The following is a 24,193-nucleotide window of genomic DNA, read 5'->3' as shown; positions in this document are numbered from 1 at the left end:
CTATGGCGGTTCCTGAATATGGCCTGCGGCAGCTGATCTTATATTTAACTTGATCCGCTGCTATTTTTTTGTATATTTAATCCTGTATTCATTATTGTTAACCAATTTATAATCCGATTGAAAAGCGTATTGCTTCCACGTGCATTATGCTTTCCTGTACTTTCTCCTTACATGTTTTAATTCATTAACCGTTAAAGAGTTGACCTATGATCAAACCTCTGAACCTGTCTGTTCGCATAGCAACAGCGCTGGTACTCTTTTTTCAGTTGTTCATCACGCCGGTAGTGGCCCAGATATCCTGGCCACAGGGACAACTGTTGCCCTCGTTTCCCTCAACAGCGCAAACGCAGGATCTATTTATTTTACGTGAATCTTCTACCCGCTGGGAAGGAGAAGGCTCCAGTCTCAGTCATAAGACGGGAAGGCTGGAGTCGGACGGATGGCTTTGTCAGACGGGCATCGATGCTGCCGATGAGCACATGATCTATGGCCCTTATGACATGAGTATTCCTGCCGGTCCTAACGTAGCCGAATTCAGAATGAAAGTCGATAACAACACCGCTAATGATGATCCTGTGGTGGATATCGACGTCAGAAATGCCACAACCGGCCAGATTCTGGCTTCCAGGGCAGTTACCCGTAAGCAGTTTCCGATAGCAGGAGACTATACGAGTATTACCCTGCCTTTTACCATGCCGGCCAACAATCAGTCTATTGAGCTCCGCGTATACTGGAGAGGTACCTCCTATACAAAAGTAGACTGGGTTGGTGTACAACAAAACGGTTCCTCTGCAGAGATGTACCTTTTTGCGTCCCTGAAAGGAATTGTCAACAGGACACAACCACGTCTTTTCTCTTATGAAGGAGACGCCTTTGCAGAAGGACAGTATACCTGGCTGCAATCCCTGGGTTTAAACTGGAATGAGGTCAGCAACAAATGGGACCTTATTACCAAGTACCGTAATGAAATCTCCGGTCTGATCGTGTATGATCCTAACCAGATCCATACCGTGAATCTGGCAACTGTACTGGCCAAAGACAAGAAAGCGCTGATTGCGTCTCCGCTGCTCCTGTCCAGGTTACAGGCGGCACCTTATAATCTGCCTATCCTGCTGGACTTACGTGGACAGTACAGCAGCAAACTGGCGGTATACCAGGCATTGTATAATACTTACTGGCCTAACCTTGATCACCGCGTATTGATTGGTCTGAACCCCGATGCGCATAAAGCAGCATTACGTGAATATGCGGTAGCTACCGGACTGGCTACTATCTGGTTGGATCCGAATGTGGCTGCTGAAAGCACCCTGCTGAACAGCTTCCTGAGTTCCATGCCTGCCGGTTCCAATTATATGGGCTGGTGGCCCGAAGAAGCACCGGGAGTACAAAGGGCTTCACAATATGGTATCGCTACCATTGCGAGTGACTGGGCCACTAACCTCACCGTACATAGCGGTACTTCCAGAACGGTGAATGTGAAACCGATGCCGGCAAAACCTGCCTTGCAGAATAAACTGTATGTAGCTTTTATTCTGAGTGATGGGGATAACTTACAGTATGTTGAACACCTGATGCGTAAGCTCTGGAATAATCCTGACCGTGGCGCTGTACCGATAGGATGGACATTGTCTCCTGCTATGCTGGACGCTATGCCAGGGGCGCTGAACTATTATTACCAGAGTGCCACAAATAATGATAACCTGATCTCTGGTCCTTCTGGTTATGGCTATACTTATCCTAATAACTGGCCTAATCAGGCAGCTTTGGATCAGTTTGTTGCTAAGACAGAGAATTATAACCGTCGTGCGGGATTCCGTGTAATCACGATCTGGAATACTATCACTGGTGGTATTAATCAGAATGTCGGACAATCGTTTGCGACCAATGCACCTTATACATTGGGATTGACCGCACAGAACACCGGCGGAGGTATGACCATTTATAATAACAGTATGCCGGGTATGGCGCTTTCCTGTAACTACTGTACCAATGAGCAGGCCATGAAAGATCATATTGCTTCTGCTGCTGCCGGCTGGAACGGTGCTTCACCACGTTTTATCATTATACAGGCACAACCCTGGACAAACGTGACGCCGACCAGCTTTAAGAATGTCGCTAATTCACTGAATGCGAATTACCAGGTAGTAAGACCTGATCATATATTTCAGCTGATGAGAGAGGCGAATGGCCTGACAGTGAATCCGCAGTAAAGTATCAACGGCAATTAGCATGCTGTTGTGTTGATAAAAATTAATTCTATGCTGGTGTAAGCTATAGTTACTGTGGCTTACATCAGCTCTTTGGTAAAGTAAAATAACAAACTAGATGTCTTCGAAAACATCCTTCATCAAAGTGCTCACTTTCTGCATACCGATATTACATGATTCTGCAATCGTAAACACTGCGACTTCTCCCAATTGATTATTAATTGCAGTTAATACCAATTTTATTTCAGTATCACCTTTACTTTTAGCTGCTGCAAGTTGTTCTTTGAATGTGGCGGAAAGCGATCTTCTTCTTTCCTGTTCTTCTTCTTCTGCTACTTTGATACCTTCCTGTTCTCTTTGCTTTTGTTCGAGATACAGTGGTTTTTCTTTATTCAGTTTGCTAAGGTGTTCAATTGTCGCCGGTATAGCATCCACGCCAGAAAATCTAAGTAGACTTTCATCTTCCAAATTTCTTTTATCAAATATCGACATGCTTTCACTGATACTATTAATTGTGGACGATACTTGTCTTTTCAAATTATTTCCCAGTTTGCTTAAATCGTTTATCGTAAATACCTCCCATTCCATTTCCCAATTACCTTCAGTTTGTCTGACTGCTTTATCAAGCCCCTTCACAACCAGGTCGTGTGAGGTCTTCATTTCCAGTGGCTGCGTATGCTCCATAAAATATAGAATCTCTTCTGTGTTATTACCAGCAACAGTGTCGTATTTGTTGCCTTTCAGGCGGTCTTTGCCTACACGTTCAAACAGCAGCACAAGCGAGTGATGATTACTATCTCTTAGTCTTACACCTGTGAATGGTGTAGTGGAATTGTCCAGTAACTCCGATATGATTAATGCCTCTGTTTGCAGGCCACCTTTTTTGTCCTGGTTAGATGTTCCTGTACTGAGCGTTGTTTTCCCAAGCATATCTATGAACTGAATGGCATCTGCATGACAAGCTGCGGAATTGTATACTTCCTTTAACGCTGTTGCAAGCGTTACTTTTCCTGCTGTCGGTTCTACCAGTTCTGTGTCACCTTGTCCGGTAATTAGCTTTTGTATTTCTTTCTGTTCACCACTGAGGAAATAATAGAAGCCTCTTTTTTCAAAAGCGCCATGTGCATGTTCACCCCATCCGTCTAGGAATGCTCTTTTTAATTCAATATAAGGCTTTGCGTATTTCAGCCAGGTATTCGCATTTTTTTCGGCATCTATTTTTATTCGGTCGGCCAGCTCTTTTTCAAATCCCCCTTTTTCAATAAGAATCTCTCTTTTCTCTTCGTCTTCCAACTCATTCCAACCGAATGCCTTATTATATACATGACTATAATTATCAAGGGTGGGCACTCGTTTTACTTTGGCAAGCTCGTCGCTGCCCCGCTGGAGATCGTCAGTTGTATTCAGATTGTCAAGGTCGGGATAGGGATAATTATTCCCACGGGCCTCCATGGTTATCATATATATCTGAAGCTTCATGGTAGCGGTAAACAAAGCATCCATTACAAGAGATTCTTTGTTCATTGCAATGACTTCATATAAACCTTTCCGGGAGTATTCCATGGCTTCTTCGAAAATGCCGCTGATGTCTTCCAGGTGGAGGGTATCTTCCTCTTTCTCTTTTTCTTCTTTTTCTTTCTTTTCTACTTTTCCGGTATTTTTCATTTCAAATAGCTTCATTTCGCTTTGGGTCATTAGTTCTGCCAGACCCTTCCATCCGTAGCTGATAGCTTGTTGTTTTAACATACGGAAATCAAACATATTCGCTTCCGGATCCTGCATGATGACCTCCTGGAAGTATTTGGTCGCCTCTGGCTCTGCGTCCTCTTCAAATATGGGTAAACGCTGAACGACAGGGGAGAAGGGCTTTGTCTGCGCTGGTATAACCGCTTGTCTGGAGATACCCGCGACGCCAATATTGTCAGCAGTAGCACGGGAGGGGGTGTTGGGTTGCGAAACAGGAACACGTCCTTTCATGGTGAGGTGTCTTTTTAATGAGTGCTACTGAAGATAAGGATTTTAAAGGATAAAAAACAGAGACAGATAAACTGAACAATCGTACTTAAAGATGAAGCCCTGGCAAACGAGAAGTATCTCCGTTCTATGCCAGGGCTTCATCCTTTATATTTAATTTTAATTAATCTAAAACATCAGCTTTCCGCTAAACGGATCTATCGTTGTCGCTTCCGGCAGAATGCCCTCAATATGCGGGATGTCGGTAACATTCATAATATCCTGACTGAACATCGGATTGGGCAGTGCAAGTCCGACGAGACCGGCCTTTGCCGCAGATGCCAATGCTACAGATTTATTCCGGTCTGCTGTATGCAGATATTGCCGGAAGATAAAGGCCCGGCCATCACGGGAGAACGGGATCAGATTACGTTGCGCATACAGGTACAATTGTCCTTTATAGCACATGCCCCAGGGTGCGGGAATAAGCGTCTTACTGCTATCCCGGTTGAGCGCATATATCTTTGCCCAATTCGCCTCAAAAAGTGGCGTAAATGAGGTTACAGATGGAGCGTTGTTGATAAACTCATTGTATGAAAGATAGACGCCGTCTGCATAATTTTCCATATTATATGCAGGCGCCTCATAGAGACGTAATTCCCGTTTTACAACTTCCTCCCTGGGGTACTTGCGGGATGTAGCAACTTGTTTATCTGCTGCCGCCATCAAAAGATCGATGGTTTCTCCGATATACTGACTAAAGCGTTTGGTAACGTCAGTACCCTTTCTTTCCAGTACGGTGTCGAAAGTACAGGCAAGCTGGTAAGACATCTTATCATCTGAGCGGAAAGCGTCTGCTTTAAGGCGTACAAACGCCTTTTCTCTGCCTATACCGGTACGTTCGCCGATACGGAAATATTTAATCACAAGTAACAGGTACGGTGCTTCGCTTTTGTATTGTTCCTTGTAAGTATCGTGAATATAATCATGGATGTACTGCTGAATTGGTCTGTCCGGACGTGCTTCTCTAAGTTTGTTATTCACGCCGGTTTGTACAAAGCCAAGACGACTCGTATCGCCATTAGCAATCATGACTTCCACATCCTTTACAGGAAAGGAGCATTGATACTTTTGCGCTGGCTGAATATTTAATCTGATAATGACTGGCGTCAGCATAGTACCCGTATTACGGGACGCTGTATCAGTGGTCTGTGCAAACGCTACGGCACACTGAAGCGAAAAGATGGCAAAGGCAATAATTAATTTCATACATCATACTTTAGCAACCTCACGAGGGACAGTGCAAAAGTAAAGACATAATCATATAAGTGGTTGTTAACCACTGGTTAATCTGGAAAGGGAACCACAATCATCTGCTCTCTGTCTGGGCCTACTGATATATAACGGACAGGCAGCTGTAGTTGCGCTTCCAGGAATGCAATGTATGCAAGACATGCTGCAGGTAATTCATCTTTACTGCGGATGCCCGTCAGGTCTTCATTCCAGCCTTTCAGTACCTGATAAACAGGTGTTACATCTGCCGTATATGGCGGTAGTGATATGCCATCTGTTTCGCTGTAATGTGTACATACTGCAATCTGTTCCATTCCCTGTAGTACATCCAGTTTCGTTAAAACCAGTTGTGTAACACCATTCAATATTATCGCATATTTCAGATAAGGAATATCCAGCCATCCTGTGCGTCGCGGACGTTTGGTGACAGCGCCGAATTCATGGCCTTTTGTACGGAGTAATGTCCCTGTTTCATCGGTGAGTTCTGTGGGAAAAGGACCATTGCCTACACGTGTCGTATACGCTTTGAAGATGCCATATACCTCGCCGACTTTCTGTGGTGCGATACCCAGGCCGGAACAGGCGCCTGCTGCTGTTGTGCTGGAAGAAGTGACATACGGATAAGTACCATGATCTATATCCAGCAATGTGCCCTGTGCGCCTTCTGCCAGTACTTTACCACCCTTGCAGAGATATTGATTAACACCTGATTCTGTATCGATAATGGGGAATAATAATACGGTTTTCAGTGCCTCCTGTATTTCCGCATATAATGTATCTGTATCTATGTCTTGTTGATAGTGTGTCTTTATCTGTTGTGTATGTGCCGATAACAGCTCTTTACACTTTTCTTCGAAATCCGGTAAGAGGATATCTCCGGCGCGTAATCCACGACGTAACATTTTATCCGCATACGCCAGACTGATACCTTTCTGTGTAGAACCGATCTTTTGCAGTCCCAGGGACTCTTCAGAGAGTTTGTCTATGAGACGGTGTGTTGGCAGTAAGAGATGTGCCTTGCGTGAGATGGACAGGTTCTGCCATTCGGCAACAGTAAATCCGTTTGCCTGTAAACCTGTTACTTCTTTATGAAAGGCCAGCAGATCCAGTACCACACCGCTGCCGATAATATTGGCCGTCTGTTGATTGAATATACCCGAGGGTACCGTATTGAGGACCATTTTCTTTCCTTCAAAAACAATTGTATGGCCGGCATTCGAACCACCGTGATAACGGGCTACCATACCATATGCAGGTGCAAGGACATCCACGATCTTACCTTTTCCTTCGTCTCCCCACTGAAGACCTAAAACAATATCCAGTTTCATAATTGATGCTGTTCATTCGATGATTAAAGACAGCACAAAGTTGAGGACAGGCGACAAGAATCGTATTGTCATTTGACAAGAAAAATGCTCAGGTGATATTTTTCCGGATACGGCTGAGGGAGGATGGTGTGATGCCCAGATAGGATGCCAGCATAGATTGTGGTACACGATTGGCTAATCCGGGATAATGTTCCAGGAAATTGAGGTAACGGGTTTGTGCGTCTTGTGTCAGCATGTTGCTGACGGCTCGCATTTTATTTTCCAGTACGGAAGAATTGAGCCGGGCGAGCAGTTGCGCCCAGGCAGGTATCTGCGATTCCAGTAAGGCAAAGTATTCCCTGCTGATCACCCAGAGCTTCGCATCTGTAATCGCTTCTATATATTCTGAGGAAGGGGTTCTGTCAAGAAAGCCATTGATATCTCCTACGAAACGGCCTTCATAAATAAAGTACCGGGTGAAGCTATCTCCCTGTTTATTGTAATAACAGGAACGGAAAATGCCGTTATACACAAAGCCAATGGATGCGCAGATCTTGCCTGATTCCACGAAATAGTTCCCTTTTGGAATGACTTGTTCTTCCACGCCGGCGAGGACCAGACTTTTCTGCGAGGCAGTCAGCTGACCGAACTGTTCCACATATGCGATGAGTTGTTCCATTACTGAAAATTACGTTGTCCGGGGATATAACGTATTGTCATTTGACAAGAAATTGCACTCCGCGTTCCGGAATACCAGATATACTTACTGGAATGTACAGATTTTTGGTAAAATCTTACAGGTAAGGGCAGATGGGCCGGCCTAGTTTTGTAGGGTCAGTGCAGCCATTTACCTGCACGATCTGATGAAAAATGAAACACATACTTCCCTTTTTCCTGACTACACTGGGTGCTTATATCGCTTTGCCGGCGACCGGGCAACAGCTGACAGGTACCTGGCAACTGACAGCTGCCGATATGATCATGCCGGATGGTAAGCAGGAGAGAGACTATGGCGCTAATCCGCATGGCATTGCCATATTTACTGCGGATGGACATTATACGGTAGAGATCTTCCGTGAGCAGCGCATGCCTTTTGCTTCGAAAGACCGGGAGAAGGGAACGCCGGAAGAATACCGGGATGCGGTACTCAGTATGAGCTGTCATTTCGGGACCTATGAGGTAGATCCTGTAAAAGGGACAATCCGTTTTCATATCGACAAGGCCAGTTTTCCGAATTCGGACGGCACTACCCGTGAAAATACCTTCATCCTGAAAGAAGACCAGCTTAGCTGGCAATTGCCACCCAGACCCAATGGAGAGATCCCCATTTCTGTTTTCCGGCGTATCCGCTGAATCCTGCACTAATTCGGTAACTTACGATCATGAAAGAGACACTGTACAAACCTTTCGAGATCGACGTGAAAGAGATGGAGTCCTTTCCTGTAAAAAAGCGGAAGATCACTTTCTTTGAACTGATCTATGTAGTAGCCGGTACCGGTATACAGTATGTAAATGGCAATCAGTTCTCCTACAAGAAAGGGAATCTTTTTCTGCTGACCCCTCAGGATAGTTACTCATTTGATATCAGCACAATCACGCGGTTTTTCTTTGTCCGCTTCAATGAGTATTATGTGCGCGATAAGTCGCCACATGATGCAGCAGCGATCCACTGTATTGAAAGTATTTTGCAGAATGCCAGCCACCGGCCGGGATGTATTCTCAAAAACAAAACAGATAAACCATTGATCGCCGCTTTGGTAGAAAGTATTATTGCGGAGCAGGAGCATCAGCAGATCTATTACGGGCGTATCACTGCCCAGATCGTCAATACCATCATTACTATCGTGGCAAGAAATATTGCGCTTAAACTACCTAAAAATATCAAGGAGAATACAGGGGAACTGGTGCTGGATATGCTGCATTTTATACAGCAGCATATTTTTGAACCGGAGATGCTGAGTGCAGAGAAACTGAGCGCCCATTTTAACATTGCGCTGAACTACCTGGGCCGGTATTTTAAGAAACAGACAGGGGATACCTTACAGGATTATATCACACATTATAAAGTAAGGCTGATAGAAACGAGACTTCTGCATAGTGATATGCGGATCACGGAGATTGCCCACGAACTGAGTTTTACAGATGAAAGTCACCTGAACCGGACTTTCAAGAAGATAAAAGGTATGAGCCCCAGTGCCTACAGAAAGCAATATGCAATTCCCTGTTATTAAGAATTAGGAATTAAGAATTAAGAATTAAGAATTGCCTCAACAGGCTTCAGCATAAAAGAATAGGCGTCCGCTAATGATGGACGCCTATTCTTTTGTTAGATAAACACAGCGATCTCCGTTGCATTTCAATTCTTAATTCTTAATTCTTAATTCCTAATTTAAAAATAGCTCAACCACTTCTTCGTCGCCTGATTCGCCTGTTTGTACTTGCTGAAGCGCAGACAAAGCGGATACAGTAAAGCAATCACCACTACCCATACCAGATATACTACTGGCAGTGAGAATCCATAACCCTGTAGCTTTTCGTTGGAAGTCACCCAGGTGGTCAGGTTTACCATATCTGACGCCGGATGTCCGGTGAGTACAGCAGCTACAACTGCCATTCCGTGTATGAGTGGAATGTGTAAGAGGTAGAAGAACATTGGTACCCTGCCGAATACGGTCAATGCAGCGGTCACTTTATTCAGCGGACGTTCTGCATAGGCCAGGAACAGTAGTGCGGGACCCATCGTCATCAGTACAAACAGCAGTGACGGCGGATATTTGGTTACATTTACAAAGGAGAAGAGCGTCAGCATCCAGTTTTCCTGTACGGCCCAGGGAGCATGGTCGCCATAGAGGTTCGTCCAGCGGAGTACAATAAACAGTACGATACTCGCAATACCCAGGTTACGCAGGGATTGCTGTCTTTTTTCCGGTGCTACATCGGGTGCATACAGGCTACCCAGGCAGTAGCCCAGGGTAATGATGCCCAACCAGGGCATTACCGGATAACCAATGATCGGGTTGAAAGGACCGAAATGTAATCCGCCGAAATTGGGTTCATGTAATACGGACCAGCCGAATGCGGCCAGTGTATTACCCGTAACATGCACGTTGTCAAGCAGATTATGTGCAGCTACCAGCAGGATACCCAAGGGTAGCAGTATTTTACGCGGTAGATGGATCAGCAGGGACAGGGTGATCATACTGATACCGAATGCCCAGATGACCTGCATTATAAAGGCTGGATAGTGCGGATTGAAGGTCCAGGCCAGGGTAATGATGAATAGTTCTACGATCACCAGCCAGAGGCCTCTTGTCAGCAGAAAATAAGAAAGCGCTTTCTTCCCGTTTTTCCCGCCATACAGACAGGCCGATATACCCGCCAGCAGCATGAAGGTCGGCGCACAGTAATGTGTGATCCAGCGGGTCAGGAAAATAGGTGCGGTAGTATGCGGCAGATCAGTTGGATCATGTAAATAGGAAAATGCATGAAAATAGTCGCGTACGTGATCCAGCGACATGATAATCATGATGATGCCACGCAATAGATCAATAGATTCAATACGGCGGCTTTTGCCGGCCGTCAGGGAAGCTCCCATAGTTTTAGCAGCTGTTTTTAGTGTACAAAATGGTTTGGTGGTTCCGGGCTGCTAAGCTACGCTAAATAGAAATGAATATTTTTATCTACATGTAATTACTTACCTCAATGAGATTCCCGTCCGGGTCACGGAAGTAAATTGGAGACGATCTTTCCTATGGCGCCGGTACGTCCTGGCAGGCTTTCGATCAGGGTACCTGCAGTATCAGATGGTCCAGTCTGTCTATTTCAATTGTACTGTTTTGGGGTGAAAGAATATTGACCACTGCGACAAAGTAACAACAACTTTATGTTACCTTCAGTTTATGAAGGCAGGCATCTTTATTAACAGCACCTCTCTATTGGAGAAATCCGTTTTCGAAAGTACGGTGATCTATATTACGGAGTATAACGAAAACGGGGCAATGGGTTTCATTGTCAACAACCGGTTTCCGCGCAAGCTGAATGAACTGGAAGAATTCAGTCACGGAAGGGATTTCCCTTTATGGGAAGGTGGTCCGGTGGATAAGGAACATCTTTTCTTCATACACCAGCGTCCTGACCTGATCAGCGGAGGGGAGCAGGTAGGTGATAATATCTTCCTGGGAGGCGATTTTCAGGCCGCTGTAAAGCATATTAATGAGCATACGCTGACCGAGCAGGATATCAAGATCTTCATAGGTTATTGTGGCTGGGATTATAAAGAACTGGATGAAGAGATTGACGAAGGTAGCTGGCGTATCACACAAACAGGCAAGTTGTTTTAGCACATAAAAAAAACCATCTGAGCATATGTTCAGATGGTTTTTTATTTAATGTCATTATTTACTTTGTTACAACCTCAATTTTCCCGCCATTTTTGAACAGGTCATGTGGTACAAAGTATCCTTTAATCGGTTTACCATTTACTTTAATCGCTGTCATCTTTCTGCCTTTACCCTGGTGGGTGATCGTCAGTATCTTATTGGTGCTGGTTCTCCATTTCACTTCATCAAACAGCGGTACTGTTACCAGGTACTCCGGATCTGTTGCGGAGAAGGTATACAGACCGGCAGCAGAGAATACATACCATGCTGACATTTCTCCCGCATCATCCATTCCGCAGAGCGCGATACCATCATCTCCCACACCATACAAACTATTCAGGATCGTATCGATAATCTTCTGAGACTTCTCCGGTTTGTTGATGAAGTAATAGGCAAAAGGCGCTTCATGGTCGGGTTGATTGCCATGACAGTATTGTCCGATCATGGTTTCTACGTTCCTGGCGATATAGTTTGGATTCCAGGGTACGGTAAAGAGGGAATCCAGTTTTGATTCGAAGGGCTTCGGACCGCCATACAGTTTAATCAATCCCGGCATATCATGCGGTGCAAAGAAGGAGACCTGCCATGCGTTGGCTTCCCTGTACATATATTCATAGTAAGGGTATTGCGGATTGAAGTTTTTGATCCACTCGCCGTTTTCCAGTCTGCCTCTCATAAAGCGGGTAGAAGGATCAAACATATTCCTGTAGTTCTTTGAACGCGCCATCAGGATACGGTAGTTGGCCGTATCGCCCAGTTTTTTCGCGATCTGTGCCAGGGAATAGTCGTCATAAGAGTATTCCAGTGTTTTAGACACACCTGCTTTTGCTTTGGTTTCTACATGCGGATTTGCGATATCCGGGTCGGAGATATATCCTTTTTCGATATACTCGGTTACGAATGGTCTGGCGCCATTGGCCACATTCGCATTCCTCAGTAAGGTGGCGTAGGTGCCTTTTATGTCGAAATTATCGATGCCTCTCAGGTAAGCGCCGGCAATAGAAGAAGTACCATGGTCCCCATGGAAGAAGGTCGGAATAAAGCCTGTTTTATCGCCTACATCTTTCATGGATTTGATCACGTCCAGTGTTACCTGCGGAGAGATCAATCCCAGCAATACATCTTTATTACGATAAGTATCCCAGAGAGAAGGTTCTGTGTAATAGTTGAAATCTGCTTTCACTACTTTGCCTTTGGCATCGCTGAATTCACCGTTGACATCACTGCGGAGGGCCGGCCAGAGGAATGATCTGTACAAACAGGAATAGAACATGGTACGCTGTTTTTCAGTACCACCTTTAACTTCTACTGCAGACAACAGTTTTTCCCATTTGTCAGTCGCTTCATGGCGGATATCGTCAAAGGAATGCTGCCCTATTTCCTTTTCCAGGTTTTGTTTCGCATTTTCTGTGCTGACAAAGGACAAGCCTATTTTCATTTCTACTGGTCCTTTGTTGCCATCTGCCAGGTGAACGATGGCATAACCATCACGGGTGCTTTCTGCGTTCTTCTCCAGCTGACTGATCTTGTTATTCAGCACGGCATAGAAGTAAATATTACCACCTGCCCGCTGATATCCCTGTATGGCGAAATCACCTGCCTGATCGATATGCCATTCGGAGATCCTGTTGTTGGATTTAGCGAGGTCGAAGAGAATCTGTCTGTCGGTTTCATTTTTATATTCATATTTATGAAATCCGCAGCGCAGGGTAGAAGTCAGGCTGACATTCACGTCATAGTCTTCCAGGTACACCTGGTAGTAACCAGGCGCCGCACTTTCCCGCTGATGGGAGAACTTCGATTTAAAGGGCGCTGTTGGATTAGACATTGGCAGTACCGGAATATTACATAGGTTCCAGTGGCCTTTGTTGGTATGGGTAAAGCTGTAGATGATATTGTCTTCATATTCATAGCCAGCACCGGAGCCATATTCGGTCATCGGACTTAACTGCACCATGGCATTCGGCAGGGAGCTACCCGGGAATGTCAGACCAGCCCATGAGCGCCAGCCATCCGGCAGTTTATAGCCAAGAATCTTTGGATCTGTCAGGGGGGCTGTACCAATGAATGTATTGACGTATTGCGTATACTTTGGCGGCGCCGATTGGCTCCAGCCGTCCGTTCGGGCTAATAAGAGTGTCAGTAAAAGAAACCCTGTTCTTTTTGTCATGATAGGATGTTTGTGGAAATTTCAATTAAAATGGACCTGTGGCACCAAAATAGGCAGCAGGGCAGAGAAATCCTAACTTTTTATGTGAAAGATGGAGGAAGACGGTATAAACGGCGCAGAATGGTGCACTTATGGAGGTTAAGGTTCCAGTTTCTGTTGTTTCAGCTGGGCGTGTCTTATTCTGCTCAGGGTCTCTCTTGAAACGCCCAGGTAAGAGGCCACCATGTGTAAAGGTACTCTTCTGAAGATATCCGGATAAGTACTGATGAAGTCCTGGTACTTTTCTTCCGAAGTATAACTGATGTTCATGAGTATCCTTTCGTAGGTGGAATTGAGAGTATTGGAGATCAGTGCGTCAAGATAAGTTCTGAAGGCAGGTACGGCTTTCATGATCCTGTCCAGACTATCCTGTGTCCACAGCAGTACTTCTGTAGGTTCCAGTGCCTCGATATTAGCTTTGGAAGGGATCTGTTTTGAGAAGCTTTCATGATCGGTCGTCCAGGTGTTTTCCGGCGCGAAGCGCATGATATGTTCCGTACCGTCGTTTTTCAGACAATAGGTTTTTAATAGTCCTTTTGTGATAAACATTTTATACTGACAGACTTCTCCTTCCTTGAGCAGCAACTGTCTTCTGCGGTACCTTTTGACGATTGCCAGCGAGCGCATGAGCTGCAGCTCTTCCCTGGTAAAATGCCCCTTTGCGGTGATATATGCTTCGAATGTCTCAAACATTGATAGATGCCCTTTCTGATTCCTTTCCTTGAAATTAGCGAAGTTAGGTCAAATGACCTCGAAAATTTGTGTCAAATGTCCTTGTTTCAGGGGCCGTTTCCGGCGGAATTTTGTGATGAAAATTAAGGCATTCATCAAATCAGCAAACAACTATGAAAGTTTTTGTAACCGGCGCATCAGGATTTATCGGCTCGGCTGTTGTTCAGGAGTTAATTGCCGCAGGTCACCAGGTAACGGGGCTTGCCCGTTCAGAAGCATCTGCGAAGGCATTGGAAGCAGCGGGTGCAGCTGTACATTACGGCTCACTGGAAGACCTTGATAGCTTAAAACAGGGTGCGGCCGCTTCAGATGGCGTCATCCACCTGGCTTTTATCCATGATTTTTCAAAATATAAAGAGAACTGTGAAACAGACAGACTCGCTATTGAAGCATTAAGTGCAGGACTGGAAGGTACTGACCGTCCATTGATCATCACCTCCGGAACAGGCGTTATTGCGCCTGGTCGTCTGGTAACTGAGGCTGATCTGTCAGCTGTCGGCTCTGCTGCGATTCCAAGGGTGGCTTCTGAAGAAGCGGCTGCAGCAGCAGTGGCTAAAGGTGTAAAGGCGTCTATTGTACGTTTGCCTCCTTCCGTACATGGTGATGGCGATCGTGGGTTTATTCCCGGGCTGATCGGTATTGCCCGTGAAAAAGGGGTTGCTGCCTATGTAGAAGACGGTGAAAACCGCTGGCCGGCCGTACACAGACTGGATGCGGCAAAGGTATTCAGACTGGCGCTGGAAAAAGGAAACGGACGTCCCGTCTTCCATGCAGTAGGAGATGAAGGGGTATCTGTAAAAGACCTGGCAGGAGTGATCAGCCGGAAGCTGAACCTTCCTTTGCAATCCGTAAAGAAGGATGACGCTGCTGCTCATTTTGGCTGGCTGGGGATGTTTGTATCCCTGAACATTCCTGCTTCTGCGCAACAAACAGCAGTATGGCTGGGTTGGAAACCGGAGCATGTTGGTTTGGTAGCCGATCTGGAGAACGGCACTTACTTTTAAAGATTAAAACAGAAAAAGGTATGGCTAACTGATTCCATCAACTATCCAAACAAGAAAGAGGCTGCTCAATGAGACAGCCTCTTTTCTGTTTAATAAGCTTTGATCACCTGTCCGGTGCCTGCGCCCAGTATACTCTTATGATAAGCGGCTATCACTTCTTTCATAGTCACCGGTATATGTCCCGGGAAATATGGAAAATATTCGGGAGACTCTTCCACAACCGTCGGACTCACGGCATTGATTCTAACTCCATTTTCCAGTTCTATGGCGGCTGCACGTACAAAGGATTCTATGGCGCCGTTCATGGCCGCAGGGTTTCCACCGCTCAATACAGGGTCTTGTGAAAGGACGCCGGATATCAGCGTAAAAGATCCCTTCGGTTTGATGTAATGCTGCCCGATCAGTACCAGGTTGACCTGCCCCATTAACTTACTGTTGACGCCTATTCTGAACTCTTTATCGTTCATTGTTTTCAGCGGACCGAAATGCGCATCTCCTGCCGTACTTACCAGTGCATCAAAAGGACCTGTCTGTTTGAACAGATGCTCTATTGATGCCGGGGAGGTGATATCTGCCTGTATTACGCCGCTTTTTGATCCTACTCTGATGATTTCATGTTCTTTTTCCAGTGAAGCAGCGATGTGTTTGCCGATCGTGCCGGATGCGCCGATGAGGATGATTTTCATTACGTGAGTTTTAAATTTTTAATAATTAACAATTGAGAATTAATAATTAAGAATTGGAATGCAGCGGAGATCTCCGGGTTAATTCTTAATTGATTTTGTAACGGCAATACCGGCTGCTGTACCCATAGAGACGGCGTTCGCTATTGTCCGTAAGCGAGTCGTATTATCTCCGCAGGCAAAAACACCGGGAATAGTCGTTTGTTGTGTGTGATCGGTTATGAGATACCCCTCTGTTGTGCACGCGCAACCCAGCTTTTCCGGTAAAGGACAATGTTGTTCAAAGGGGGCATGTGTATATAACGCCGTGAGGGGAGCAGTTGTTCCGTCTTCGAAAACAATATGGCGGATATAGCCATTTTCCTGTACCAGTTCGCGGATCCTTTTTTCAACAACAGGAATATGCTGTTGCTGCAGGAGAGCATATTGTTCGGGCGTCAGTGTAGCACTGCCATTGGTAAACAGTGTCAGATCAGTCGTCCAGTTACGGATAAGACGGGAGAACTCAAGTCCATAGTCGCCGTCACCCAGGACGCCGGTTTTTGCCTCCCTTACTTCGTAACCATGACAGAAGGGACAATGTAATACCGAAATACCCCAGCAATCAGATAAGCCGTTGATGTCAGGCAGTATATCGCGGATACCTGTTGCAAAGATTAATTTGTGTGCCTGGAAGCTATCACCCGAGGCAACACGGATATTGAATCCTGTTCCGGTTTGCACGGCATCTGTGGCAAGGTCATTCAGGAATTGTACGGTAGGGTATTGCGCTACCTGTTGCCGGGCGATGGCGCTGATGTTTGCCGGCGTCTGTCCGTCCTGTGTCAGGAAGTTGTGGGAGTAAGGCGTTTGCCTGTTGCAGGGCAAGCCACTGTCGATGATCATGACATTTTTCAATGCCCTGCCCAATGCCATTGCTGCTGCAAGACCGGCATAGCTGCCACCGATGATGATGACGTCTGTTTGTTTTTCATTGATCATGCTACACTGTTTTTATTGTCTCTTTGTTTTCTTCACCTGACGCATGTTGAGGAGGCGTTCAAGCAGGGGTAATCCTGCGAATACTATCCAGGGCACCAGGATGATGGTGAGCAGGAATGTTCTCAGGTATAGTGGTAGTAAAGACATGGTTGGTCCGAAGAGATAAAGAAACAGTGTGATGGATGGATAAATCACTATCCAGATCTTTAGCGAAGCGATCAGTCTGTTTTTTGTCGTCATAGCTGCGTGATTACTTTGTACGATGCAAAAGTAGACCGGTAGCGGCTATCAGGTGTAGGACAAAAATGTAGTTCAATGGGATTTATCTGCAATTCTGCCGAAAAGCATCGGGTGTATAAGCCGTGTGTTTTTTGAAGAAGCGGATAAAATAGGAGACGTCTTCATAACCCAGCCGGAAGGCGATGTTATTGATTTGTTCAGTGGTAGCACGGAGTTGTCTTCTCGCTTCCAGGATAATATAATCGTTGATGACTTCAGAGCAGGTTTTATCCAGTGTTTGTTTAGTGATGGCGTTGAGCTGATAGGTGGTCAGGTGCATCATGGCAGCGTATTGGGATACCTGTTTGTATTCGACGAAGTGTGTTTCTACGAGTTCGAGGAAGGTATCCAGGCGCTCCTGAAAATAGCGCGGTTCCTTGGTGGAGGCGGTATGGCGCTGATCTCTCAGCAGTTCGATAAAGAGAAATGAAAGATTTGCTTTTATCGCTTCCTGGTAACGTTCTTCCTGCAGCGTGTATTCATCGGAGATATATTGCAGGATGCCTGTTATTTTCTGAAATCTGCGGGCATCGAAGGTATAGTGATTGATGCTGCCGGCTTTGCGGAGGAGGCGTCTGTTCTGCTGGTCTTGGGCAGTATAGAAACCTTCACTGAACTGCAGCAGGTAGCCGCTGCAGTCGGCGTGTAAAGTGAGTTCATGTACCTGTCCCGGACGTACCAGGAAAAGGGAATGCCCTTCAATAGTGTAGGATTTAAAGTCGATGTGATGCTGACCACTACCTTTTTTCAGGATAAGCAGGTAAAAGAAGTCATGCCGGTGTAATGACTCGTGCATGTCTTCGCCGGCCAGTAAGTTCTGTACATTCCGGATGCTGAAGCGATAGGAGCTTTCCTGTTGCTGCGGCGTCGTATGAATATGTCTGATAGGTATGCTGTCCATAGAAGAGGGGGAAAGTGCCTGAATGACTTCCGGCAAAAGTAAGCACTTTTCCTGATTCCCTGTGTGAACTCCACCCATGGCAGTTCCGGCCTGCCGATAGCAGCGCCCGGTACTTTGGAGAAGTCCGCCGGCGTGCAGATGTCGCTGATAACATAACGTATATTTTTACCAGCAGGATGATGTACTAATTCTTCTGCTGCGACAACCGCGATATCGGCAGGGTGTATGAAAGGCAGGTCTGGGGAGTCAGGATAGTTGCCGCCGATAATAACCCATGCCTTTGATCAGTGGCACATCATTGTAAAAGTTGGTATAGAAAAGACCTGCACGGAGGAATGTAACGGAGGTGTTTACCTTCCGGTTGTCTGTATATTTCTTCAATATATAATAAGCCGGCGACAGGGCCATTGCCGGTGGCATGATCTGCACCAATGCTGCTGAGCATGACGACACGTGGCACGTGTGTTGCGCTGATAGCTTCGGCGAAGGCTTTACCGGCATCTATGGTATTTTGGATGACGTTGCTGCCACCCATTTTAGTAGGCGTCATTGCGAAGAGTGCATCAGTGCCTGTCAGGATATTTTTCAGAAATGTAGCGTCGCTTACAGCGCCAATAGCGGCGCCTAATGCTTCGATGGCTGCTTTTCTGTCTGCGCTGCTGCTGATAACTGTTAATTCATGACCAGTTGCTACCAGTTTTTGTGTCAGATATTTGCCGATGTTCCCCGAGGGAACCTGAAATTGTAGTTTTCATGTGTGCTTTTGTTTTTGCTGAAACAAAGGTATTTTTGTACTTACTTTTTGACAAGTACTTACTCCAAAGTATGTATCATGGGAATGGTAAAAACATCTTCTACAATTCAGGAGAATAAACAGTTTGCGCTGGATCAGTGTCCGGTAACGCATCTGATGGAAAAGATCGGTAGTTACTGGAAACCAATCATTCTCTGGCAACTTTCTACCGGGCACAAACGGTACAGTGAACTGAAACGTGCGATACCTGCCATTACGGAAAGATGCTGATCGAGCATCTCAAACAGCTGGAGGCAGACAATCTGCTGATCAGGGAATCAAAACCGGTGTACCGCCTTATGTGACTTACCGGCTGACGAAAGCCGGTGAAGGTTTGCTACCGGTTATTCATGCGATGGCGGAATGGTCTTTTAAGGACAAGGAAGGCGCCTTTAAATAAAAGCTGATGAAAAACACTTCTCATAACAGCAGGGTCATCAGGGCATCTGTGGAAAAAATCTATCAGGCGTTAACCGATCCGCAGGCACTGGCCAGCTGGCAGGCGCCGGACGATATGACAGCGAAGGTCCACGACTTTGATGGCAGAGAGGGAGGCGGTTATACCATGTCGCTTTTCTATGCGGAAACGGACGAAGTTTCCAAAGGAAAGACGAAAGGAAAAGAAGACCGTTTCAGTGCACGTTTTGTAAAGCTGGATCCACCGCATCAGATCATACAGGCGGTTCGTTTTGATACGGATAACCCTGCCTTTGAAGGTGAGATGATCATGGAGGTTACATTGGAAGCACTGGGAGAGGACACGAAGGTCAGCTTTTCCTTCCGTGATATTCCTCCGGGCATCCGTCCGGAAGACAATGAAGCAGGTACCGCCTCTTCACTGGAGAAGCTGGCGGCATATGTAGAATAACCCATTAAGCATTATATAAACCCATTACTAAGGATATGAAAGCAGCAGTCATTACACAGGCAGGTGGCCCGGAAGTTTTGCAATGGAAAGATTATGCGGATCCGGTACCCGGAAGAGAAGAAGTGCTGATTGAAGTAAAAGCAGCCGGTATTAACCGTGCAGATGTAGCACAGCGACAGGGTAAATATCCGCCTCCTCCGGGTGTGACGGTTGATATTCCCGGACTGGAAGTAGCAGGTGTCGTTATCAGCTGCGGGGAGGGCGTTACCCGATGGAAAGCAGGGGATCGGGTCTGTGCATTGCTGGCCGGTGGCGGTTATGCGGAAAAAGTAGCCGTCCTGGAAGGACAATGTCTGCCGGTACCGGAGGGTTATAGTTTTACGGAAGCAGCCGCCTTGCCGGAAGCCATTTATACGGTATGGTCGAATGTGTTCCAGAGAGGCCGTTTGCAGCGGGGAGAAACCTTCCTGATACACGGTGGTTCCAGTGGTATCGGCGTAACGGCTATTCAGCTGGCACATGCCCTGGGAAGCCGGGTAATCGTTACCGTGGGATCGGAAGCGAAGGGCGTCGCCTGTACCGAACTGGGGGCCGACCGCTTTATCAACTATAAAAGCAGTGATTTTGAGCAGGAATTAGCCGATGAAAAGGTGGATGTAATACTTGATATGGTCGGAGGGGAATACCTGCCTAAAAACCTCCGTATACTACGGGAAGAAGGCCGCTTAGTGTACATCAACACGATGGGCGGTAACCGCACGGAACTGGATCTGAGTCTTGTTATGCGTAAACGCCTGTCAATCACCGGCAGTACTTTGAGAGGCCGGGAATATGCTTATAAAAAAGCCCTCACTGAAGATATTTTGGAACATGTATGGCCGCTGCTTAATACCGGACAATTTAAACCGGTCATTTACAGTCTTTTCCCATTTGAAGAAGCGGCAGCTGCGCACCGGGTCATGGAGAGCAGCGAGCATATCGGAAAGCTCATTCTGACGGCTTCCTGAGATTTCATCCACCTCAGACAGAATTATCTGAAGGATCACCGTTACAGGTTGGGATATGTTGCTACTGCCATTGTCTTGCAGGCAGTGGTCCTTTTTTGATGCGTATTAAAATGGGAGGGGCCTCAGGCTTTTTGTGTGATCTGCATCAGAGAGAGCAGGTCCTTTACTGAGCGTGCATTTGAAGGGAGTATGTCCCGGACACCGGCAGGGATAGGTCCTGTAAAGTAGATATTCAGACCTGGTGCGAATTCGCAAAGCTGCTGAGAGAACGCCATGAAATCTTTGGAGGTAATAGGGTTGGTCATGCCTGTAACAATCAGGTTGGGTTTGCATATCGTGATCACCCGGTAAAGGCTGTCATGAGGGACGGACTGCCCCAGATAAATGGTACGGTAGCCCCTTGCCCTTAATGCATAGTTATAAAACAATAATCCTATTTCATGCAATTCTCCTTCAGGGAGGAATAAGAGCGCCACGTCTGCATTGGTTTCGGGATGTTTATTGAGTGCTTCTGTGGCCATGATGATCTTACTCCTGATAAGATTCGAAAAGAAGTGTTCCTGTGCCGGATTGATCGTACCGGCCTGCCACATAATGCCGATCCGGTGGAAGAAAGGGAAAATCGAGGAAATGATGGTGTCTTCGAAACCTCTTTTCATCATCAGTCCGGAAAAGGTGATATTGAACAGCTGTTCATCCATGTCTATGAGACTGAGCAGCAGGTTTTCGTCAGTGGAGCCGTTTTGACTGAATAATCCAACGGAAGAAGCTTTCTCCGCAATCTCCTCGTCATTCATTTCGCTGATAGCGGATATCTTATACCCGTGCTGATTCAGCAGACTGATATTCAGGATCTTTTTAAGTTCCTCATTGCCATAATACCGGATATTGGTATCCGTTCTACCTGGTTTAATGATACCATAGCGTTTCTCCCAGATCCGCAGCGTATGCGCTTTGATCCCGGACAGTTTTTCCAGATCCTTTATTGAATAGTTCTCAGTTGCCATAACCACCTGTTTTCAGAGCGCAATGTAATAATAATATGTTGTGGGCTTAAACAAAAAGCACTCCTTTTCTCCTGCATCTTCAACAGCGATATGCGACTTGCTGTTTCCAATTTTACTGATTTTCAACCTGAAAACCCTCGTAAAAGCTATGTACATGAGCTTCCAGGTTCTGCAATTCGGCCAAATGAAAACAGCTGACTATATATTTTGTTTAATTTTTTATTTCAAAACTTAAACAATACATTTGTTTAAGAATTTAATAAAATAGTTAAACAAAATATGGCCAGTACCGCGATTGTCATAGGTGGAGGTTTATCAGGACTCTCGGCAGCTATTAGTCTGGCGAAAGAGGGCTATACCGTGACATTGGTTGAGCGGCATGATCAGACTGGCGGGCGGGCAAGGATGTTTGAGGCAGCGGGATTCAGGTTTGATATGGGGCCCAGCTGGTATTGGATGCCAGAAGTGGCAGCGGATTTCTTCCGGCAGCATGGACGTTCGATTGATGATTATGTGACCCTGCAGCGGCTGGACCCTTCTTACCAGGTTATTTTCGGGAAGGGAGAGCAGGTCAGTCTGCCGTCTTCATTTGCCGCATTACAGGCCGTATTTGAAGGGATTGAGCCTGGTGCAGGTTCCCGTCTTGAGAAGTTCCTGGAGGAAGCGGAGTATAAGTATAACACAGCAATGTCGGCCTACGTCAGGAAGCCAGGATTGCATGTGCTTGAATTGTGTAACGGAGAAGTGATGCGTTCTTTTCTGAAGATGGATATGTTACAGTCTTTCAGTCATCATGCCCGGAAATATTTCAAAGATGAACGGTTGTTGAAAATCATTGAGTTCCCTGTTTTGTTCCTCGGCGCTACTCCTGAACGGATTCCTGCCATGTACAGCATGATGAACTATGCTGATATGAAGCTGGGTACCTGGTATCCGGAAGGCGGGATGCATATGCTGGTCAGTGCTTTTACCAGACTGGCAGAGGAATCAGGTGTACGTATTATGCTGAATACTACTGTGGAGGGAATGGATGTGCAGGGGAGTCGTATAACGGGTGTAGGGACCAACAGGGGAAAACTGACTGCCGATGTCATCGTGTCGGGAGCAGATTATCATCATACAGACCGTCAGTTGTTGCCATCCGGAAAAGCCAATTATAGTGCTCAGTACTGGGAGAAGCGCGTAATGGCGCCATCCTGTCTTATCTACTACGTCGGCGTGCGCAGGAAGATTGCACGACTGCAGCATCATAATCTTTTCTTTGAAGATGATTTCCGGCAACACGCGGAAGCCATTTATAATGCTCCTGAATGGCCGCAGAAACCGCTTTTCTATCTTTGCTGTCCTTCAAAAACAGATGCTACTGTAGCACCCCCGGGTATGGAGAACTTGTTTTTTCTCATTCCTACGGCTCCTGGTCTGCTGGATACACCGGACATAAGAGATCAGTACCTGCAATTAGTACTCAGGAAAACGGAAGCATTCTGCGGAGAAGATATAACGCAGCAGATTGTCTATTCCCGCAGTTATGCATGTACAGATTTTATCGCTGATTACAGCGCATTTAAAGGGAATGCGTATGGTCTTGCCAATACATTGGGGCAGACCGCTTTTCTGAAGCCATCTATCAGACATAAGAAGATTACCAATTTATTTTTTACCGGTCAGCTGACAGTGCCGGGACCAGGTGTGCCACCGGCAATTATTTCCGGACAGGTGGTGGCGGAATATATCTCAAAACAAAAAGTATCTCGTTATGAAAGCGTTATTTGACAGGGTTAGTGCCGCTTGCAGTAAGCTTACAACAAAAGCTTACAGTACCTCCTTTTCTCTTGGGATACGATTGCTTGCCGGTAAATATCATGCGCCTATATATGGCATTTATGGCTTCGTGCGTTTTGCCGATGAAATAGTAGATTCTTTTCATGAATATCCTAAGGCCGCTTTGCTTAAAGACTTCAGGGAGCAGACTTACAGGGCCATAGAAGACAGGATCAGTCTGAATCCTATTTTAAACAGTTTTCAGCAGGTCGTTCATCAATATCATATAGAGCAGGAATTGATAGATACATTTCTTGATAGTATGGAAATGGACCTGCATCAGCATTTTTACACAAGAAGTATTTACGAAAAATATATTCTTGGCTCGGCTGAAGTAGTTGGACTCATGTGTCTGAAGGTTTTTACAGACGGAAACCATGCGTCGTATGAACAGTTGAAGTATCCGGCAATGAAGTTGGGCGCTGCGTTTCAGAAGGTTAATTTTCTGCGGGATGTAAGAACAGATAGCCAGGAACTAGGCAGACATTACTTCCCGCAGATTAACCTTAACAATTTTTCCTGTCAGGATAAGGCTGCGATCGAAGCTGAAATTGAGTGTGATTTCAATGAAGCGCTTGAGGGGATAAAGGCATTACCGATGTCTTCCCGGAAGGGTGTATATCTGGCATATGCCTATTACAGGGTCTTGTTCAATAAGATCAGAAACCTCCCTCCACAGAAAATTATGACGGAAAGGATTCGTGTTGCCAACAGCCATAAGATTGGTATTATGTTGCAGACGATGTTGTTACAGGTCAGGTAAAGATCA

The 24,193-nt window shown here is 46.0% G+C and carries 24 protein-coding genes and 1 pseudogene; 11 read left to right on the top strand and 14 right to left on the bottom strand.

Annotated features, from left to right (window positions below; genetic code table 11):
* Positions 1 to 206 precede the first annotated feature (206 nt).
* A complete protein-coding gene (locus CPIN_RS27915; protein ID WP_012793232.1) occupies positions 207 to 2,210 on the top strand; it encodes a GxGYxYP domain-containing protein in 2,004 nt (667 codons plus the stop codon).
* 111 nt (positions 2,211 to 2,321) lie between these two features.
* On the opposite strand, the gene CPIN_RS27910 is transcribed toward CPIN_RS27915, so the two are convergent.
* From CPIN_RS27910 to CPIN_RS27895, 4 genes are all read right to left on the bottom strand, one after another.
* Complete coding sequence (locus CPIN_RS27910; protein ID WP_012793231.1) at positions 2,322 to 4,184, bottom strand: hypothetical protein; 1,863 nt, start codon at positions 4,182 to 4,184, stop codon at positions 2,322 to 2,324.
* 165 nt (positions 4,185 to 4,349) lie between these two features.
* Complete coding sequence (locus tag CPIN_RS27905) at positions 4,350 to 5,429, bottom strand: hypothetical protein (protein ID WP_012793230.1); 1,080 nt, start codon at positions 5,427 to 5,429, stop codon at positions 4,350 to 4,352.
* Positions 5,430 to 5,506: 77 nt separating this feature from the next.
* Positions 5,507 to 6,781, bottom strand: coding sequence for an adenylosuccinate synthase (locus CPIN_RS27900; protein WP_012793229.1), 1,275 nt, complete (start codon positions 6,779 to 6,781; stop codon positions 5,507 to 5,509).
* An 88-nt stretch (positions 6,782 to 6,869) separates the two neighbouring features.
* Complete coding sequence (locus CPIN_RS27895) at positions 6,870 to 7,439, bottom strand: Crp/Fnr family transcriptional regulator (RefSeq protein ID WP_012793228.1); 570 nt, start codon at positions 7,437 to 7,439, stop codon at positions 6,870 to 6,872.
* A 191-nt stretch (positions 7,440 to 7,630) separates the two neighbouring features.
* Between CPIN_RS27895 and CPIN_RS27890 the strand changes: the two genes are divergently transcribed.
* Positions 7,631 to 8,113 carry a lipocalin-like domain-containing protein gene (locus tag CPIN_RS27890; protein WP_012793227.1) on the top strand — a complete coding sequence of 161 codons (483 nt, stop codon included), beginning with the start codon at positions 7,631 to 7,633 and terminating at the stop codon, positions 8,111 to 8,113.
* A gap of 29 nt (positions 8,114 to 8,142) precedes the next feature.
* Positions 8,143 to 8,991, top strand: coding sequence for an AraC family transcriptional regulator (locus CPIN_RS27885; protein ID WP_012793226.1), 849 nt, complete (start codon positions 8,143 to 8,145; stop codon positions 8,989 to 8,991).
* A 158-nt stretch (positions 8,992 to 9,149) separates the two neighbouring features.
* Here CPIN_RS27885 and CPIN_RS27880 read toward each other — a convergent pair whose 3' ends face one another.
* Positions 9,150 to 10,355 carry an acetyltransferase domain-containing protein gene (locus CPIN_RS27880; protein ID WP_012793225.1) on the bottom strand — a complete coding sequence of 402 codons (1,206 nt, stop codon included), beginning with the start codon at positions 10,353 to 10,355 and terminating at the stop codon, positions 9,150 to 9,152.
* Positions 10,356 to 10,659: 304 nt separating this feature from the next.
* Between CPIN_RS27880 and CPIN_RS27875 the strand changes: the two genes are divergently transcribed.
* Entirely contained in the window at positions 10,660 to 11,100 is a 441-nt protein-coding gene (locus tag CPIN_RS27875) for a YqgE/AlgH family protein (protein WP_012793224.1), read from the top strand.
* Positions 11,101 to 11,158: 58 nt separating this feature from the next.
* Here the strand turns inward: CPIN_RS27875 and CPIN_RS27870 are convergent, their stop codons facing one another.
* Together CPIN_RS27870 and CPIN_RS27865 are read right to left on the bottom strand one after the other, a co-directional pair.
* Entirely contained in the window at positions 11,159 to 13,309 is a 2,151-nt protein-coding gene (locus CPIN_RS27870) for a GH92 family glycosyl hydrolase (RefSeq protein ID WP_012793223.1), read from the bottom strand.
* 138 nt (positions 13,310 to 13,447) lie between these two features.
* A complete protein-coding gene (locus tag CPIN_RS27865; protein WP_012793222.1) occupies positions 13,448 to 14,041 on the bottom strand; it encodes a Crp/Fnr family transcriptional regulator in 594 nt (197 codons plus the stop codon).
* 152 nt (positions 14,042 to 14,193) lie between these two features.
* Here CPIN_RS27865 and CPIN_RS27860 point away from each other — a divergent pair, with 152 nt between their 5' ends.
* Positions 14,194 to 15,084, top strand: a complete 891-nt coding sequence (locus CPIN_RS27860; protein ID WP_012793221.1) for an SDR family oxidoreductase — start codon at positions 14,194 to 14,196, stop codon at positions 15,082 to 15,084.
* 89 nt (positions 15,085 to 15,173) lie between these two features.
* Here the strand turns inward: CPIN_RS27860 and CPIN_RS27855 are convergent, their stop codons facing one another.
* From CPIN_RS27855 to CPIN_RS39695, 6 genes and pseudogenes are all read right to left on the bottom strand, one after another.
* On the bottom strand, positions 15,174 to 15,770 hold the full coding sequence (locus tag CPIN_RS27855) for a short chain dehydrogenase (protein WP_012793220.1): 597 nt from the start codon (positions 15,768 to 15,770) through the stop codon (positions 15,174 to 15,176).
* A gap of 78 nt (positions 15,771 to 15,848) precedes the next feature.
* Positions 15,849 to 16,748: an NAD(P)/FAD-dependent oxidoreductase gene (locus CPIN_RS27850; protein WP_012793219.1), complete on the bottom strand. Its 900-nt coding sequence runs from the start codon at positions 16,746 to 16,748 to the stop codon at positions 15,849 to 15,851.
* A 12-nt stretch (positions 16,749 to 16,760) separates the two neighbouring features.
* Positions 16,761 to 16,988, bottom strand: coding sequence for a putative antibiotic biosynthesis monooxygenase (locus CPIN_RS27845; RefSeq protein WP_012793218.1), 228 nt, complete (start codon positions 16,986 to 16,988; stop codon positions 16,761 to 16,763).
* 82 nt (positions 16,989 to 17,070) lie between these two features.
* Positions 17,071 to 17,964: a helix-turn-helix domain-containing protein gene (locus CPIN_RS38765; RefSeq protein WP_222838154.1), complete on the bottom strand. Its 894-nt coding sequence runs from the start codon at positions 17,962 to 17,964 to the stop codon at positions 17,071 to 17,073.
* A gap of 210 nt (positions 17,965 to 18,174) precedes the next feature.
* Positions 18,175 to 18,381, bottom strand: coding sequence for a hypothetical protein (locus CPIN_RS39415; RefSeq protein ID WP_245552041.1), 207 nt, complete (start codon positions 18,379 to 18,381; stop codon positions 18,175 to 18,177).
* A gap of 13 nt (positions 18,382 to 18,394) precedes the next feature.
* Positions 18,395 to 18,625, bottom strand: a pseudogene (locus CPIN_RS39695) (NAD-dependent dehydratase); the annotation flags it as partial.
* Between the two features lie 135 nt (positions 18,626 to 18,760).
* Between CPIN_RS39695 and CPIN_RS39500 the strand changes: the two are divergent.
* The 4 genes from CPIN_RS39500 to CPIN_RS27820 are packed head-to-tail and all read left to right on the top strand — an operon-like array spanning position 18,761 to position 20,596.
* Positions 18,761 to 18,952: a winged helix-turn-helix transcriptional regulator gene (locus CPIN_RS39500; RefSeq protein WP_272867906.1), complete on the top strand. Its 192-nt coding sequence runs from the start codon at positions 18,761 to 18,763 to the stop codon at positions 18,950 to 18,952.
* Positions 18,921 to 19,121, top strand: coding sequence for a winged helix-turn-helix transcriptional regulator (locus tag CPIN_RS27830; protein ID WP_272867905.1), 201 nt, complete (start codon positions 18,921 to 18,923; stop codon positions 19,119 to 19,121). The genes CPIN_RS39500 and CPIN_RS27830 overlap by 32 nt, the downstream gene beginning before the upstream one ends.
* A gap of 6 nt (positions 19,122 to 19,127) precedes the next feature.
* Positions 19,128 to 19,589 (top strand): SRPBCC family protein, encoded by a 462-nt coding sequence (locus CPIN_RS27825; RefSeq protein WP_012793216.1) that lies wholly within the window; start codon positions 19,128 to 19,130, stop codon positions 19,587 to 19,589.
* Positions 19,590 to 19,624: 35 nt separating this feature from the next.
* Positions 19,625 to 20,596, top strand: a complete 972-nt coding sequence (locus tag CPIN_RS27820) for an NAD(P)H-quinone oxidoreductase (protein ID WP_012793215.1) — start codon at positions 19,625 to 19,627, stop codon at positions 20,594 to 20,596.
* Between the two features lie 122 nt (positions 20,597 to 20,718).
* On the opposite strand, the gene CPIN_RS27815 is transcribed toward CPIN_RS27820, so the two are convergent.
* The gene (locus CPIN_RS27815; protein WP_012793214.1) at positions 20,719 to 21,603 is read right to left on the bottom strand and encodes a MerR family transcriptional regulator; all 885 of its coding nucleotides are present in this window, start codon (positions 21,601 to 21,603) and stop codon (positions 20,719 to 20,721) included.
* Between the two features lie 279 nt (positions 21,604 to 21,882).
* On the opposite strand from CPIN_RS27815, the gene CPIN_RS27810 reads away from it, so the two are divergent.
* Both CPIN_RS27810 and CPIN_RS27805 read left to right on the top strand, forming a co-directional pair.
* Positions 21,883 to 23,376 (top strand): bifunctional phytoene desaturase/3,4-desaturase, encoded by a 1,494-nt coding sequence (locus CPIN_RS27810; protein ID WP_012793213.1) that lies wholly within the window; start codon positions 21,883 to 21,885, stop codon positions 23,374 to 23,376.
* A complete protein-coding gene (locus CPIN_RS27805) occupies positions 23,360 to 24,187 on the top strand; it encodes a phytoene/squalene synthase family protein (RefSeq protein WP_012793212.1) in 828 nt (275 codons plus the stop codon). The genes CPIN_RS27810 and CPIN_RS27805 overlap by 17 nt, the downstream gene beginning before the upstream one ends.
* Positions 24,188 to 24,193 lie beyond the last annotated feature (6 nt).

Origin of the sequence: Chitinophaga pinensis DSM 2588 (assembly GCF_000024005.1) — a bacterium.
GTDB classification, from domain to species: Bacteria; Bacteroidota; Bacteroidia; order Chitinophagales; family Chitinophagaceae; genus Chitinophaga; species Chitinophaga pinensis.
Note: the sequence above shows the minus strand (reverse complement) of the source record. Positions and strands in the feature narration are given on the sequence as shown.